Source organism: Cobetia sp. LC6, from assembly GCF_030264805.1.
Taxonomy (GTDB): domain Bacteria; phylum Pseudomonadota; class Gammaproteobacteria; order Pseudomonadales; family Halomonadaceae; genus Cobetia.
Genome location: NZ_JASSPL010000009.1, coordinates 97470 through 113269 on the forward strand (window position 1 = coordinate 97470; position 15800 = coordinate 113269).

At 62.0% G+C, this 15800-nt stretch carries 10 protein-coding genes and 4 tRNA genes; 4 read left to right on the forward strand and 10 right to left on the reverse strand.

The features are described 5' to 3' along the window. Positions 1–66 precede the first annotated feature (66 nt). The 7 genes from clpX to QQF40_RS11855 all read right to left on the reverse strand — a co-directional run bounded on the left by clpX (position 67) and on the right by QQF40_RS11855 (position 4403). Positions 67–1356, reverse strand: coding sequence for an ATP-dependent Clp protease ATP-binding subunit ClpX (gene clpX / locus QQF40_RS11825; protein ID WP_043331299.1), 1290 nt, complete (start codon positions 1354–1356; stop codon positions 67–69). An 85-nt stretch (positions 1357–1441) separates the two neighbouring features. Further along, entirely contained in the window at positions 1442–2062 is a 621-nt protein-coding gene (gene clpP / locus QQF40_RS11830; RefSeq protein WP_043331300.1) for an ATP-dependent Clp endopeptidase proteolytic subunit ClpP, read from the reverse strand. Positions 2063–2184: 122 nt separating this feature from the next. After that, a complete protein-coding gene (gene tig / locus QQF40_RS11835) occupies positions 2185–3537 on the reverse strand; it encodes a trigger factor (RefSeq protein WP_285461448.1) in 1353 nt (450 codons plus the stop codon). Between the two features lie 315 nt (positions 3538–3852). Then, positions 3853–3927: transfer RNA gene (locus QQF40_RS11840), tRNA-His, on the reverse strand. A gap of 68 nt (positions 3928–3995) precedes the next feature. Beyond that, positions 3996–4070: transfer RNA gene (locus QQF40_RS11845), tRNA-His, on the reverse strand. A 93-nt stretch (positions 4071–4163) separates the two neighbouring features. Next, positions 4164–4240, reverse strand: a tRNA-Arg gene (locus tag QQF40_RS11850). Between the two features lie 86 nt (positions 4241–4326). Continuing rightward, positions 4327–4403: transfer RNA gene (locus QQF40_RS11855), tRNA-Pro, on the reverse strand. A gap of 598 nt (positions 4404–5001) precedes the next feature. On the opposite strand from QQF40_RS11855, the gene folD reads away from it, so the two are divergent. Beyond that, positions 5002–5871 carry a bifunctional methylenetetrahydrofolate dehydrogenase/methenyltetrahydrofolate cyclohydrolase FolD gene (gene folD, locus QQF40_RS11860; protein WP_175088614.1) on the forward strand — a complete coding sequence of 290 codons (870 nt, stop codon included), beginning with the start codon at positions 5002–5004 and terminating at the stop codon, positions 5869–5871. Between the two features lie 85 nt (positions 5872–5956). Beyond that, positions 5957–6667, forward strand: a complete 711-nt coding sequence (gene mtnN, locus QQF40_RS11865; RefSeq protein WP_176677555.1) for a 5'-methylthioadenosine/S-adenosylhomocysteine nucleosidase — start codon at positions 5957–5959, stop codon at positions 6665–6667. A gap of 106 nt (positions 6668–6773) precedes the next feature. Here the strand turns inward: mtnN and cysS are convergent, their stop codons facing one another. Beyond that, entirely contained in the window at positions 6774–8156 is a 1383-nt protein-coding gene (cysS, locus tag QQF40_RS11870) for a cysteine--tRNA ligase (RefSeq protein WP_285461484.1), read from the reverse strand. A 202-nt stretch (positions 8157–8358) separates the two neighbouring features. After that, complete coding sequence (locus tag QQF40_RS11875) at positions 8359–10038, reverse strand: glutamine--tRNA ligase/YqeY domain fusion protein (RefSeq protein WP_285461449.1); 1680 nt, start codon at positions 10036–10038, stop codon at positions 8359–8361. Positions 10039–10276: 238 nt separating this feature from the next. Between QQF40_RS11875 and QQF40_RS11880 the strand changes: the two genes are divergently transcribed. Then, positions 10277–10771: a peptidylprolyl isomerase gene (locus tag QQF40_RS11880; protein WP_175088611.1), complete on the forward strand. Its 495-nt coding sequence runs from the start codon at positions 10277–10279 to the stop codon at positions 10769–10771. A gap of 152 nt (positions 10772–10923) precedes the next feature. Further along, positions 10924–11697, forward strand: a complete 774-nt coding sequence (locus QQF40_RS11885; RefSeq protein WP_285461450.1) for a UDP-2,3-diacylglucosamine diphosphatase — start codon at positions 10924–10926, stop codon at positions 11695–11697. A 123-nt stretch (positions 11698–11820) separates the two neighbouring features. Here QQF40_RS11885 and QQF40_RS11890 read toward each other — a convergent pair whose 3' ends face one another. Further along, positions 11821–15735: an ATP-binding protein gene (locus QQF40_RS11890; RefSeq protein WP_285461451.1), complete on the reverse strand. Its 3915-nt coding sequence runs from the start codon at positions 15733–15735 to the stop codon at positions 11821–11823. Positions 15736–15800 lie beyond the last annotated feature (65 nt).

The window sequence follows — 15800 nt, forward strand, 5'->3', positions numbered from 1 at the left end:
CTTGCGAGCGCAAACGCAACGGGGGGCCTTGCGGCCCCCCGTTGGTGCGACTCAGGCCCGGACGTTTCAGCCGTCCTTGCCGGCCACCTTGCCCTGACTCTCTTCGTTCTTGGAGTAGATCAGCAGCGGCTTGCTGTCGCCGGCAATCACCGACTCATCCACCACCACCTTGCTGACACTCTCCTCGGACGGGATGTCATACATGGTGTCGAGCAGCACGGACTCGAGGATCGAGCGCAGACCACGTGCGCCGGTACGACGCTCGATGGCCTTGCGAGCCACGGCACGCAGCGCATCCTCACGCAGGTCCAGCTCGACATCTTCCATCTCGAACAGGCGCGAGTACTGCTTGACCAGCGAGTTCTTCGGCTCGGTCAGAATCTGCACCAGGGCATCTTCGTCCAGCTCGGTCAGTGTCGCGATGACCGGCAGGCGGCCAACGAACTCGGGGATGAGACCGAACTTGACCAGATCACCCGGCTCGACGTCTGCCAGCACGCGGCCCACGGTCTTCTCGTCCTGCTTGCTCTTGACCTCGGCATTGAAGCCGATGCCACCCTTCTCGGCGCGTTCGCGGATCACCTTGTCCAGGCCAGCGAAAGCACCGCCGACGATGAACAGGATGTTGCCGGTATTCACCTGCAGGAATTCCTGCTGAGGGTGCTTGCGACCGCCCTGCGGCGGCACCGAGGCAGTGGTGCCCTCGATCAGCTTGAGCAGCGCCTGCTGCACGCCTTCACCCGAGACATCACGCGTGATGGAGGGGTTGTCGGACTTGCGCGAGATCTTGTCGATCTCATCGATGTAGACAATGCCGCGCTCGGCCTTCTCGACATCGTAATCGCATTTCTGCAGCAGCTTCTGGATGATGTTCTCTACGTCCTCACCGACATAACCCGCTTCGGTCAAGGTGGTCGCATCCGCGATGGTGAACGGGACGTTCAACAGGCGCGCCAGCGTCTCGGCCAGCAACGTCTTGCCGCTACCGGTCGGGCCGATGAGCAGAATGTTGGACTTGCCCAGCTCCACTTCATCCGCGGCCTTCTGACCGGCGCGCAGACGCTTGTAGTGGTTGTACACCGCCACGGACAGCACACGCTTGGCGCGGTCCTGGCCGATCACGTAATCGTCGAGAGTGGAACGAATCTCACGCGGCGCCGGCAGGCGATCATCATCACCTTCGGCGTCGGCTTCGAGGACCTCTTCGCGAATGATGTCATTGCACAGATCGACACATTCGTCGCAGATGTAGACGGAAGGTCCCGCGATCAGCTTGCGCACTTCATTCTGGTTCTTGCCACAGAAGGAGCAGTACAGCAGTTTGCCGTTCTCGTCCTTGCCTTTGCCGTCAGCCATTCGCGTACCTCTCAATGGCGGCGACTCCCCGGGGAGCCGCCGGAAATGCATGTTTGCCGACGTCAGGTCAGCCGTTTACGCGGGATCATTCCACGTCGGGACGGCGTTCCAGCACGGCATCGATCAGGCCGTACTCCACTGCCTGATTGGCCGCCATGAAGTTATCACGGTCGGTATCATTGGCAATGGTGTCGAAGTCCTGGCCAGTGTGATGCGCGAGAATGCGATTGAGCTTCTCACGGATGGTCAGGATTTCCTTGGTGTGAATCTCGATATCCGTGGCCTGACCCTGATAGCCGCCCAGCGGCTGGTGGATCATGACGCGGGAGTTCGGCAGCGCGTAGCGCTTGCCGGCGGCACCGCCTGCCAGCAGCAAGGCACCCATGCTGGCTGCCTGGCCGATGCACACGGTGGACACGTCGGGCTTGATGAACTGCATGGTGTCGTAGATCGCCATCCCTGCAGTCACGGAGCCACCCGGCGAGTTGATGTACAGATGGATGTCCTTGTCCGGGTTTTCAGACTCGAGGAACAACAGCTGAGCCACGACCAGATTGGCCATGTAATCCTCAACCGGACCCACAAGGAAGATCACCCGTTCCTTCAGCAGGCGGGAATAGATGTCATAGGCCCGTTCGCCGCGAGCATTCTGCTCGACAACCATCGGAACCAGACCGCCAGCATTCTTGATGTCGAAGTCGTTCATGGGGGCTTCCTTCATCCGATGACATTGATATCCATTGAGCATGCCACTTTACCCCGCCCACCGACCAGAGACCCGGCCGTAGCCGGGTCCTGGTCTAGCAAGCACTAGGGGTCAACCAAGCTTCAGGCTTGCTCGCCTTCGGCTTCAGTAGCCTCTTCTTCTGCTTCTTCCTGCTGCTGTGCAGCCTGCAGGGCTTCCTGGTAGGACATGGCAACGTCCTTAACCTGAGCCTGTGCCAGCAGCTTGTCAACGGCCTTCTCTTCAAGCAGCACGGACTTGAGCTGGTTGCGAGCCTGTTCGTTGGAACCATAGTACTCGGTGACCTGAGCCGGGTCCTGGTACTGCTGAGCCATTTCTTCAACGCGAGCATTCAGCTCTTCGTCGCTGACGTCCATCTCGTTGCTGCTGACGACTTCGCTGAGCAGCAGGCCAGTCTTGACGCGCTGTACCGCCTGGTCCTGGAACAGCTCGCCCGGCAGCTGGGAGACGTCGAAGTCTTCGCCCAGACCGAACTGCTGTGCAGCCTGACGCTTCAGACCGTCGATTTCCTGGTCGGCCAGGGCCTGCGGCACGAGGATGTCGTTGGCCTTGGTCAGTTCGGCCAGCACCTGCTGCTTGACGCGATTCTCGATCGCGTTCTTCAGCTCACGCTGCATGTTCTTCTTCACTTCCACCTTGAAGCTTTCGACATCGGCAGCTTCGAGGCCGAACTGGGCGATGAACTCTTCGTTCACTACCGGCAGTTCCTGAGCCTTGACGGCGTGGACCTTGACCTTGAAGGTCGCTTCCTGACCGGCGAGGTGCTCGGCCTGGTAGTCAGCCGGGAAGGAAACCTTGATTTCCTTGTCGTCGCCGGCAGCAGCGCCGACCAGCTGCTCTTCAAAGCCCGGGATGAAGCTGTTGGAGCCCAGCACCAGCTCGTGACCTTCTGCCTTGCCGCCTTCGAAGGCCTCTTCACCGAGGAAGCCTTCAAAATCGATCTTGACCTGGTCGCCGTCAGCGGCAGCGCGCTCGACGTCGGTCCAGGAAGCGCTCTGCTTGCGCAGGGTCTCAATCATCTCTTCGACGTCGGTGTCGGTCACTTCGGCCTGCGGACGCTCGATTTCAGCGCCTTCGATCGGCTTCAGTTCGATTTCCGGGTAGATTTCCAGAGTCGCGACGAACTCCAGATCCTTGCCGGCTTCATCGACGGTCGCATCGATCTTCGGCCAGCCAGCCGGGTTCAGTTCGTTTTCGGTGACGGCGGTCACGTAATGCTGGCGCATAATCTCGCCAACGATCTCGTTGCGCACGTCCTTGCCGTAACGCTGTTTCACCACTGCCATCGGCACGTGGCCCTTGCGGAAGCCGTTCAGACGAACGGTCTTGGCGGTTTCCAGAAGACGGGCGTTGACGGCCTGGTCGACTTCAGAAGCCGGCACCGTGATGGTGACCGTGCGCTCGATCGGAGAAGTCGTTGCGACAGAAGCTTGCATGAAAGTTCCTCTACCCACTGGTGGCGTTCGAATCATAAAGGCGAAGATTGTAGAAACCCCGCCACGCGCTGGCAAGCGCGGATATGACCCCTTCATATGGTGCCTTGGTCCAAGTTATTCAAGGACCCCGGCCATTTTCTGCTCCACCTACCCGCCAGACAGGCGCCTGGAGCGCCCGGCGACTCGGAATCGTCATGCATGGAGCAGTGCGAAAAAACCAAAAAAAAGGAGGAGAAAGCCATTGGCCTTCTCCCCCTTTTGCGGCATGCCGCCCGCCCAAGTGGGCCAGGCAGCATCCTGATATTCATCGAGACGTGGGGTGGATGATGGGGTTCGAACCCACGACCACCGGAGTCACAATCCGGGGCTCTACCACTGAGCTACACCCACCACTTCTGAAGATTAGGCAGAAAGCCTGCCGTCTCCATCTCGTTGATACTGCTCAAGCTGACATGCAATGGGGTGGATGATGGGGTTCGAACCCACGACCACCGGAGTCACAATCCGGGGCTCTACCACTGAGCTACACCCACCACTGCATGAACATCTTCACATCGTCTGGTCGCAGTCATCAGGCTCAATGAAGAGCATTCCGACATCCACTTCGATGACAAACGTCATCTCGATGGCACGCCCAGCAGGACTCGAACCTGCAACCTACGGCTTAGAAGGCCGTTGCTCTATCCGGTTGAGCTATAGGCGCAGAAACTGATACTGCGAGTCAACCTCCGGACAAAGCCCTGAATACTGTTTCAGAAGACCGAAGCCTTGCGATACGTTGCATTCAAGTGGTCGGGATAGAGGGATTCGAACCCCCGACATCCTGCTCCCAAAGCAGGCGCGCTACCAGACTGCGCTATATCCCGAAACCGTCTTCAACCGACCGTCGAACCCCGTCGATGCGAGGCGTATTCTACCGAACTTTCGTCTGCGGTCAAGCCCTTACGTGAATTCTTTCCAAAAGAATCGTTTGCCCCTCGCGCTGTCATGCCAATGTCATGTCGCGAGCTTTCATCCATGAAACTCCCCCAACTTCTCTGCTTGCTGATACAGGACGCCCTACCTGTCATCGCTTCTGCCACTGACGCAGTGATGACTTGCAACGGCTGAGTACCGCCGGTGGACTGACTATCGTCCTCACGCCTTCTACTTCTCCGCCCTACAACCTCCCCTTCCACCCCACCCTTCTCCTTTCCTTGCTTCTACCTATGCCTCTACCTTTATCTTGGCCTTTTCTTGCACCCCTGAAGATGGAGCGTCAAGGCGACAATCGCATGGCATGCCCCCACTCTCGCCTGCCTCCTGACGCCGTCACCTGGCCTATGGGCGACTGCGGAAGACCTGACGCCCATGACAGCTTTCGACCAAGGTCGTCATTCGGCGTTGACTGGAGGGCGAGGCATGCGAAAATTGGCCATCGTTGTCCCTCCTGCATTTATCGCCCACGAGAAGGAATGATCGCTGATGTCAGCACAACTGATAGATGGCAAGGCCATTGCCGAACGCGTACGCCAACAGGTAGGCCGTCAGGTCGATGCGCGTCGTGATGCCGGTGAACGTATTCCGGGGCTTGCCGTCGTGCTGGTCGGCGAAGACGCGGCGTCCGAGGTCTATGTCCGCAACAAGCACCGCGCCTGCGAGAAGGCTGGCATCCTCTCCACCCAGCACCGGCTGTCCGCTGACACCACTCAGCAGGAGCTGGAAGCCCTGGTCGACCAGCTGAATGACGACACCAGCATCGACGGCATCCTGGTACAGCTGCCGCTGCCGGCGCATCTCGATTCACGCCCGATTCTCGAGCGCATCCGCACCGACAAGGACGTGGACGGCTTCCACCCCTACAACCTCGGCCGTCTGGCGCAGCGCCTGCCGGTGATGCGCCCCTGCACGCCCAAGGGCATCATGACGCTGCTGTCCGAGAGCGGTCTGCAGGTGCGCGGCATGGACGCCACCATCGTGGGAGCTTCCAACATCGTCGGTCGCCCGATGTCACTGGAGCTGATGCTGGCCGGCTGCACCACCACCGTCTGTCACCGCTTCACCAAGGACCTGGAAAGCAAGGTCCGCCAGGCCGACCTCGTCGTGGTCGGCGTCGGCAAGCCGGGCCTGGTCAAGGGTGAATGGATCAAGGAAGGCGCCATCGTCATCGATGTGGGTATCAACCGCCTCGACAACGGCTCACTGGTCGGTGACGTGGAGTTCGCCCCGGCAGCGGAACGTGCAGGCTGGATCACGCCAGTACCGGGCGGCGTCGGCCCGATGACCGTTGCCTCTCTGCTGGAGAACACCCTGTTCGCCGCCGAGCTGCACGATGCCCAGCTGGCCGGCAAGTAAGTACAAGCCCTCTCGCTGACACCTCCCCTGGCCACGGGGCATCGCGTGACAGGATGCCCCGCAGGCCCTGCTTCAGGATTTCACCATGTCCCTCAAGACACTTGGCATCATCGGCGCCATGGCCGAGGAAGTCGCCATCCTCGCCGAACTGCTGGAAGACAGCACCACGACTCGTCATGCCGGCTCCACCTTCCACGTCGGTCAGCTGCATGGCCTCAAGGTCGTGCTGCTGCAGTCCGGGATCGGCAAGGTCAATGCCGCCGTGGGCGCCTGCCAGTTGATCGAGCGCTACCAGCCGGACGCCATCATCAACACCGGTTCCGCCGGGGGCTTCGCCTCTGATCTGGAGATCGGCGATGTGGTCATCTCCAGCGAAGTGCGTCACCACGACGTCGATGCCGTGGTGTTCGGCTACGAATACGGCCAGGTGCCGCAGATGCCGGCCGCCTACCCGTCAGACCCGGCACTGGTGAAGATCGCGCGCGAGTGCGTCGAAGCCCAGGGCGAGATCAAGGCACGTGAAGGCCTGATCTGCACCGGAGACATCTTCATGGCAGACCCGGAACTGGTCGCGCTGACTCGCTCACGCTTCCCGGACATGCTGGCCGCCGAGATGGAAGCCGCCGCCATCGCCCAGACCTGCTTCGTCTATGAGATGCCGTTCGTGGTCATCCGCGCGCTGTCTGACATCGCCGGCAAGGACAACAACAGCCAGTCCTTCGAGGAATTCCTGCACGTCGCCGCACGTCAGTCCTCGCGCATGGTCGAGGCCATGGTCAAGCGCCTCGCCAGCTGATCAGCCGCTGCCTGAGAGCGACCCCGCCCGACCGGCCATGAAAAAACCGCCGCCCCTCTCGGGACGGCGGTTTTTTTCGCGGTGACAATGTGTCATGCCAACCGTGTCAGCCTTCCAGCACCCAGGTCGTCCCCTCGCGGGAATCCTTGAGGATGATGCCCTGAGCGGCCAGCTCGTCACGAATACGGTCAGCACCCGCGAAGTCCTTGGCCTTCTTGGCAGCAGCACGCGCCTCGATCTGCGCCTGGATCTCGTCTTCCGACAACGCCAATGCGGCTGTGTCACCCTTGAGGAAGACCGCCGGGTCCTGCCCGAACAGCCCCAGCAGGCCGCCCAGCGACGTCAGCTCGAAGGCCAGCGCCGGCGCCTGATGCGGCGCCTCCTTCTTGGCACGGTTGAGCTCGCGGGCCAGCTCGAACAGCACCGACAGCGCACCGGCCGTATTGAAGTCGTCATCCATGGCAGCCACGAAGCGTGCCCGCCAGTCACCTGACACCTCACCCTGTTCGGGCGTGACGTTCTCCAGCGCATTGTAGAAACGCTCCAGCGAACGACGCGCCTCATCCAGCGAGTTGGCCTCGTAGCTGATCGCGCTGCGGTAATGACTGGCCACCAGCAGGTAACGCACCACTTCCGGGTTGTGCTGCTCCAGCACATCACGAATCGTGAAGAAATTGCCCAGCGACTTGGACATCTTGTCCTGCCCGACACGCACTGCACCGGCGTGCATCCACACGTTGGCATACTGCTGACCAGTGGCGGCTTCGGACTGGGCGATCTCGTTCTCGTGATGCGGGAAGGTCAGGTCCGGACCGCCGCCGTGGATATCGAAGGTGTTGCCCAGGCAGCAGGTCGACATCGCGGAGCACTCGATATGCCAGCCCGGACGGCCCGCGCCCCAGGGGGATGGCCAGCTGGCCTCGCCCGGCTTGGCGGCCTTCCACAGCACGAAGTCAAGCGGGTCTTCCTTGGCCTCTTCCACTTCCACGCGCGCGCCGGACTGCATATCATCGAGCTGACGGTTGTTGAGCTTGCCATAGCCCTCGAAACGACGCACACGATAGTAGACGTCCCCGTTGCTGGCCGCGTAGGCAAAGCCCTTGTCGATCAGCGTCTCGGTCATCGCGATGATATCGCCGATGTGCGCGGTCGCCCGTGGCTCGCGATCAGGCCGCAGGATACCCAGACGCCCCTCGTCTTCGTGCATCGCCTGGATCATGCGCTCGGTCAGCGCCTCGAAGGCTTCGCCATTCTCATCGGCTCGCTTGAGGATCTTGTCGTCGATATCGGTAATGTTGCGCACATAGGTGACGTCATAGCCACGCGCACGCAGGTAACGCGTGATGATGTCGAAGGCCACCATCACACGCGCATGGCCGATGTGACAGAGGTCATAGACCGTCACGCCACAGACGTACATGCGCACCTTGTTGCCTTCCAATGGCACGAAGGGTGCCTTGGTCCGGCTCAGGGTACTGTAGATGGACAGTGTGCTCGCGGCATCTTCGAGTGAAATCATTCAGTCATCGCCCTTGGCTACTTTGCTGACAGCGCTCTGTCAGCCTTGCGAAATGGAGCGACCCGCAGGCCGATCATGCAACTTCGTCATCGAAGGTACAGGATCCGCCTGCGGGCCGTGAAGCGGGTCAAAAGTCATGCCAGCAGACCTCCCGCAGGAGGCCTGGCTGCCATCAACCCTTCTTCTGGGCCTTGGCCCAACCGTCCTTCAGGCTGACGGTACGGTTGAAGACCAGCGCGCCATCGACGCAGTCATGGCGGTCGGCGACGAAGTAGCCGATACGCTCGAACTGGTAACGCGTTTCCGGCGCGGCATTGCGCAGGCTCGGCTCACCGAAGCCCTTGACGATGCTCAGCGAGTTCGGATTGAGATGCTCAAGGAAGTCGACATCCTTGTCACGGTCCGGCTCGGCTTCCAGGAACAGGTTCTCGTACTGACGCACCTCGACCGGCACCGCGTGCTCGGCGCTGACCCAGTGGATGACACCCTTGACCTTGCGGCCTTCCGGGTTCTTGCCGAGGGTATCGAGGTCGACACTGCAACGCAGCTCGACGATCTCGCCGGCTTCATCCTTGATCACTTCATCACAGCGGATGACGTAACCGTTGCGCAGACGCACTTCCTTCTCGGGCGCGAGACGGAAGAACTTCTTCGGCGCATCTTCCATGAAGTCATCGGCGTCGATCCACAGCTCACGGGTCAGCGGAATCTGGCGCGTGCCCATGTCGTCACGTGCTGGATGGCCGGGCACCTCGAAGACTTCCTCATGGCCTTTCGGCAGGTTGGTCAGCACCACCTTGAGCGGATTGAGCACGCACATGGCACGCAGCGCGTTGTCTTCCAGGTCCGAGCGAATGGCGTGGTGCAGCATGCCGATCTCGACCATGCCACCATCCGCACGGCTCACGCCGATCATGTCGCAGAACTTGCGGATGGAAGCGGCCGTGTAGCCACGACGACGCATGCCCGAGATGGTCGGCATGCGCGGATCATCCCAGCCATCGACGACGCCTTCGTCCACCAGCAACTTCAGCTTGCGCTTGGAAGTGACGGTGTAATCCAGATTCAGACGCGCGAACTCGATCTGACGCGGCGTGCTCGGCACCGGCAGGTTAGCCAGGAACCACTCATACAGCGGACGATGGTCCTCGAATTCCAGCGTACAGATGGAATGCGTCACGCCTTCCAGTGCATCGGACTGACCGTGGGTGAAATCATAGGACGGATAGATCTTCCACTTGTCGCCGGTCTGGTGATGGCTGGCATGACGGATGCGGTAGAGGATCGGGTCGCGCAGATTGATGTTGGGCGCCGCCATGTCGATACGGGCACGCAGCACCTTCTCGCTCTCGCCGAATTCACCCTTCTTCATGCGCTCGAGCAGGTCGAGGTTTTCCTCGGGGCTACGCTCACGGTAAGGGCTCGGGCGACCCGGCTCCTTCAGCGTGCCACGATACTCACGAATCTCGTCCGGCGACAGGTCATCGACATAGGCCTTGCCTTCACGCACCAGGTGCTGGGCCCAGGCATAGAGCTGGTCGAAGTAATCGGAAGCGAAGCGCACCTTGCCGGCCCACTCGAAGCCCAACCATTCGACGTCTTCCTTGATGGCGTCGATATAGGCCTGCTCTTCCTTGGCCGGGTTGGTGTCATCGAAGCGCAGGTGACAATCGCCACCGAGCTGCTGCGCCAGACCGAAGTTCAGACAGATCGACTTGGCGTGCCCGATATGCAGGAAGCCGTTGGGCTCCGGCGGGAAACGCGTGACAACCTTATCGGCACGGCCGGCCTCGAGTTCTTCGCGGATCTGGTTAAGCACGAAGTTCGGGGCGCTCTGGGTCTCGGTACTCATGAAGTTTCGCTGCACCTCTGTGTGGTTCCTGGGCGTCGTATTGCGGGTCGTCATGTGGTTGAACGAACGTGCGCAAGGACAACAAGACGGATGATCGGGGCTGCATCCACGCGCCTGCCGCCCGCTCAGGCTTTCGTGTCTGGATGCAAAGCCGCTATTATAGCGCGACGCCCGCAGGCGATGCCATGAAGCCGCGCCTGCCTGACACTTGAGCAAGACAGATGACCGGGAAGCCCGAATGATCGTTCTTCACACCAACTACGGCGATATCACCCTCGAACTCAACCACGAGAAGGCCCCGAAGACCGCGGCCAACTTCGAGCAGTACGTGCGTGAAGGCCACTACACCAATGTCCTTTTCCACCGCGTCATTCCGGGTTTCATGGTTCAGGGCGGTGGCTTTGACACCGACTTCAACCAGAAGCCGACCAATGGCGTGATCGAGAACGAAGCCGACAACGGCCTCAAGAACGACCGCGGCACCGTGGCCATGGCTCGCACCATGGACCCGCACTCAGCCAGCGCCCAGTTCTTCATCAACGTCAATGACAACGACTTCCTGAACTTCACCAGCAAGACCAGCCAGGGCTGGGGTTACTGCGTGTTCGGCAAGGTCGTCGAAGGCATGGACGTGGTCGAGAAGATCGAAGCGGTCAAGACTACCCGTCGCGACGGCCACGCCGACGTGCCGGCAGAAGACGTGATCATCACCAGCGCCGAAATCACCGAATAAGCGATTTCGCCTGATCACGCCGCAAGGCGTGCCTGCCGCCCGGCCTTGCCTCGTGATCGCGAGTGTCAGGCTGGGCGGTTTGCGTTATGAACCCCAACGGCAGTGCGCCCTTGCGATGCCCTGCTGACCGCCCACCTTCGCGGACCCCGACCATGAACACGACTGCCACCACCCTCTTCATCTCCGACCTGCACCTGCAACCCGACACACCCGAGATCGCCCAGGGCTTTCTCGACTATCTGGCACGCCTGGCATCCTGCCAGCCTGCCGTCGAGCGTCTGTTCCTGCTGGGTGACATCTTCGAGGTCTGGGTCGGCGATGACTATCGCAACGACTTCACCGACAGCATGAGCGCTGCGCTCAAGCGCATCGCCGAGCGCGGCACCGCGACCTTCTTCATGCACGGCAATCGCGACTTCCTGGTCGGCGAGACCTTCGCGGCCGAGGCCGGCGTGACACTGCTGCCCGACCCGAGCGTGATCGAGCTGGACGGCGAGCGTGTGCTGCTGATGCATGGCGACAGCATGTGCACCCGCGACGAAGCCTACATGAAGTTCCGCGCCATGACCCGCGACCCTCAGTGGCAGGCACAGATTCTGGCCATGCCGCTTGAGCAGCGCCTGGCGCTGGCCCAGTCACTGCGCATGCAGTCCGGCGAGACCAACAGCGAGAAGGACGAGGCGATCATGGACGTCACGCCCGAGGAAGTGGTGCGCGAGATGCGTGAGCACGACGTGCGCACGCTGATCCATGGCCATACGCATCGTCCGGCGGTGCATGAACTCGAGATCGATGGCGAGCCGGCGCGCCGGATCGTGCTCGGCGACTGGCGTCCGACCCAGGCCTTCGACATCATCGCTCGTGGCCAGGGGCCGGAGCTGCGCGAATTTGCGCTGCCGCTGGTCGATGCGATCACTCACGACTGATCGCCGCTGAGCACCCAACGCATGTGACAACACCACTGAGCGCTCCGCACACACCAAAAAGCCCCGCTGCCGATCACGGCAACGGGGCTTTTTCTCACGCTCTCACGGCGCCAGACGCTTCGCTCAGGCCGGCGACGACGCCTTGCGGCGCGCACGCCCCTCGGCAACCTCCACCAGCTGATGCCACCCCAGTACCGAGGGGGCATCGGCGCTCGGCAGCTCTTCCAGCAACACCTTCAGACGCTGACACCGCTCGGCATCATGGGCATCGACCAGACGCAGCCAGGTGGCAAGCCCCATGGCTTCATGGTGGGTGTTTTCCTGCTCGATGGAGTAGGACAGCCCCTGCTCGATCAGGGAGCGCACCTTCTCCAACGGCAGTCCCTGAGCACTGCGCAGGCTCGCGACCAGATAGCTGACTTCTGACAGGTAGAAGGAATTGCGCTCCTGGGCGACCAGCAGCACCTTCTCCATGTATTCCTCAGCGGCAGCGTACTCGCCCAGCGCCATCACGGCGTCCATGTACCACAGATTGGGACGCTGATGACGCTCGCGCCCGGTCAGCTCGGCGAACTCGTTCATGCTCGACTGCAGCATGGACAGGCCATCACGGTCGCCATTCATCGCCCGCGCCCAGCCCAGCACACCATGCGCGGCCATGTGCCAAAGGTGAAGGTCCGCTGAACGCGTCACTTCCAGGGCCCGCTCGGCACGCTGGGTCGCCAGATGGGTGTGGCCCAGCTGACGATACAGGGAGGTGGAGAACATCAGCGCCATCGCCAGCGAACCGGGCTGACCGATCTGCTCGGCCATGCGAATCGCCGCTTCGGCCTGCTGCTCGGCCTTCACATAGTCGCAGCGCAGGCACGATGTCCAGCTCTGCAGACAGGACGCCGCCACCTGCGGGTGATCGCTGAACGGCAGCCATTCGAGGACCATCGGATGGTTGACCGGATCGATCTCATCCAGGTGCTCGCCCGCCACACGCACGCGACCGGCCCAGAACTCGCAGTGGGCACGTGCATAATCGGCCAGACGGCGATAGCGATCATCGGAAAGCTCTTCCGCCAGCTCGCTGAGGCCTGAGGCCAGCGCGAAGGCATCGGCGTGGGCATGACGCTCGCTGCAGCCGACCCACAGGCCCCACTTGACGATGAAGGCCTGTTCGAGGTCCGGCTCGTCATCCTCTACCAGCGCAGGACTGCTGAGCAGGTTGCGCGCCTGCACGAAGCTCTCGTGGGCGATGCGTGAGCCATGGCCTTCCAGCGCGAAGCCGGATTGGCCACGTACCGTCAGCAGGCTGACCTCGCGTTCTTCCTGACCATCGACATGCTTGAGGCAGGCCAGGCCGTTGTCCGCCATCTTGAGCGCGGTGCGGTTGGCGCTGATCTTGAGCGCCTCACGCGCCGAGAGCTCAAAGTAACGCGCGGCACGGCTGAAGTTCTGCGACTTGCGCAGGTGAACGGCGAAGTAGCCGGGGTGACGACTGATCCAGGCGGGATACTTGTCCTCGATCAGCGCGACCACCTGATGGTGAATCCGGCGCCGCACGTCCCGCGGGCAGGACAGATAGGCCGCTTCCTGGATCAGCTGATGGGTAAACTGGTAGTCGAATTCACTGTCGCTACTGCAGGCTTCGATGATCTCCAGACGCTGCATGTTCTCGATGGCACGCTTCAGGCGGCCCTCCTCGAACTCACAGCTCTGGCGCACGAAGCTCAGCTTGAAGACACGCCCCAATACCGCGGCGGCGTGGGCGACATCACGCCCTTCTTCCAGTTGATCGATACGGCTGGAGAGCAGGCCGATCAGGCCCTTGGGCAACTCGTCGAGCTGCACCGGACGGCCTTCGCGGCGGTCCATGTCGAGACGACGGCAGATTTCCTGCAGATAGAGCGGCACGCCATCGCAGCGCTCGATGAGCTGGCTGCGCATGCGCGGACTCAGGTGCAGGCGATAACGACGTGACAGGTGCGACAGCAGGCGCGAGACCTGCATCGGGTCGAGACGACCCAGTGCGATATGCTGATCCCAGTTGAGCTTGACTGCCAAGCTGTCGCGACCGTTGTGGCTCGCGGCCAGCATGAAGCCGATATTGATCGGCAGACGTGCCTGCAGGCCAGCCAGCACCTTGAGCGACGGCTCGTCGAGCCACTGCAGGTCATCGATCATCATCACCAGCGGGCGCAGGCTGGCTGACTTCTCGATCACCAGATGCAGCACGCGCACGACGCGCTCGACCGTCTCGCTGGACTGGATCAGCACTTCGTCTTCCGCAGTATCTTCCGCCGTGCCGAGCACCGCATGGAAGGAGCGACGCACTTCCTCGCTGATGCCCTGCAGCGCCTCGGAGGACTCGAACAGCTGCTCGACGCTTTCGCGATCGATATTGCCGTCCAGACGCCAACGAATCAGCGCCGATACGACACTGTAGGGTTCCAGCTGCGAGAGGCGCGTGGTCGGCATCCAGCACAGCCCGACATCCTGGCTCTGCTCCAGCTGACGGAAATTGACCATCAGGGCCGACTTGCCCATGCCGGTGTTGCCACTGACCAGCACGCTCTGACGCAGGCCGATGCTGGCGCGGGCCAGCGCATCGCGCAGACGACGCAGCTCGCCCTCACGCCCGATCAAGGTCGGCAGCGAGGATTCGCGGGTGGCGACGCTGCTGCCCAGCACCAGCGCACGCAGACGCACGCGACCGTCAGCGGCCAACAGGCGCGAGGTCAAGCGGGGCTGCAGGTCCAGTGCCGGCGGCATGTGCTGACTGGCTTCCTGGGAAATCACCAGCTCGCTGCCTTCGGCGGCGGTCATCAACTCGAGGGAATATTGCGTGACCTGACCCAGCGGATCGGCCAGCTGACGCTCCGGCAGGTAGATCACCTGGCCGGAGTGCAGGCCCGCCGACAGCGAGAAGACCGGCGGTTTGCCTTCGCCGTCCCACAGCTTGGCGATCTCATCGGGGATCGCCTTGCTGCAGTGCTCATAGAGCGCGACCAGCTCGGCGAGCTGATGCGCCGGGCCGTGGGTACCGAAACATGCCAGACCCACGCCCCCCGTGGCACCCGGCAGCCAGAAGCCGCCCAGGTGGTGGCACTGCTGCTCCAGCCAGCGCAACAGCTCGATCTGCAGCGTCAGGCAGGCACGCGCCCAGACGCGGTCACGATGGCTGTCCTTGACGCTCAGGCGAATGGCCATGACCGACAGCTGACGGTGATCGATTTCCTCTTCACGCAGCGGCGCACTGTCCAGCGACAGGGTCCGTGAGATGGCGCCCTGCGGCGTCATGGCGCTCATGGTCTCGCTCTTGCCATCGGACCAGTAGCGCGCCAGCTGCAGGAAGCCGGGGTCCGGCTGCTGACCGGAGAGCGCCAGCTGCTGCAGGAAGGCATTGAACTGCTCATGGGCCGCGGCCGACTGGCCGCCTTCGGCCAGCTGACGCACGAGACGCTCATGGAAGGGGCCGTAACCGGAGAAACGGCTGACCAGCGTGCGCAGTACGTCATCGGGCAGCGGCTCGTCCGTGGCCAGCACCCGCTCGGCGAACTGGATGACGCGCTGACGCCACTCGCCACGCACCTTGATCATCCAACGCTGGAAGTCAGGGCACTGGGTCAAGGAAAGCTCCTCGACCAGGTCGCCACGATACAGGGTGAGAATCTCCCCCAGGGTTGCGACGGAGGGCGGCGCCAGCAGCAGGCCGTTGAGCTCGTCGAGATCAAGCTCCCAGTGCTCCGGCAGCGAGAGCGCGATGGTCTGGCGCGACACCGTCAACAGGTTGTCGGCCTCCTCGCCAAGACTCTGACGCAGACAGTGCAAGGCGTGGCGAAGGTTGGTCCGTCCGGAGGACAGCCCCTGATCCGGCCAGAGCAACTCCGCCAACCCGGCACGGGAGACGGCCTGATCATGCAGCAGCAGATGCAGAAGTAGCGCCTTGACCTTGTCGTAGCTGAACTGAGTCAGCGTGTCATCACCCAACGTCAGCTGGAAATGTCCCAGCAGTGCCAGTTGAGCTTGACCAGATGTTTCCTGCGTCATGTGTCATCCATTTCAAAGTCGCGAACGAAACGCCAGCCCTGCCACGGCGCCGGTGATCCCCTGTC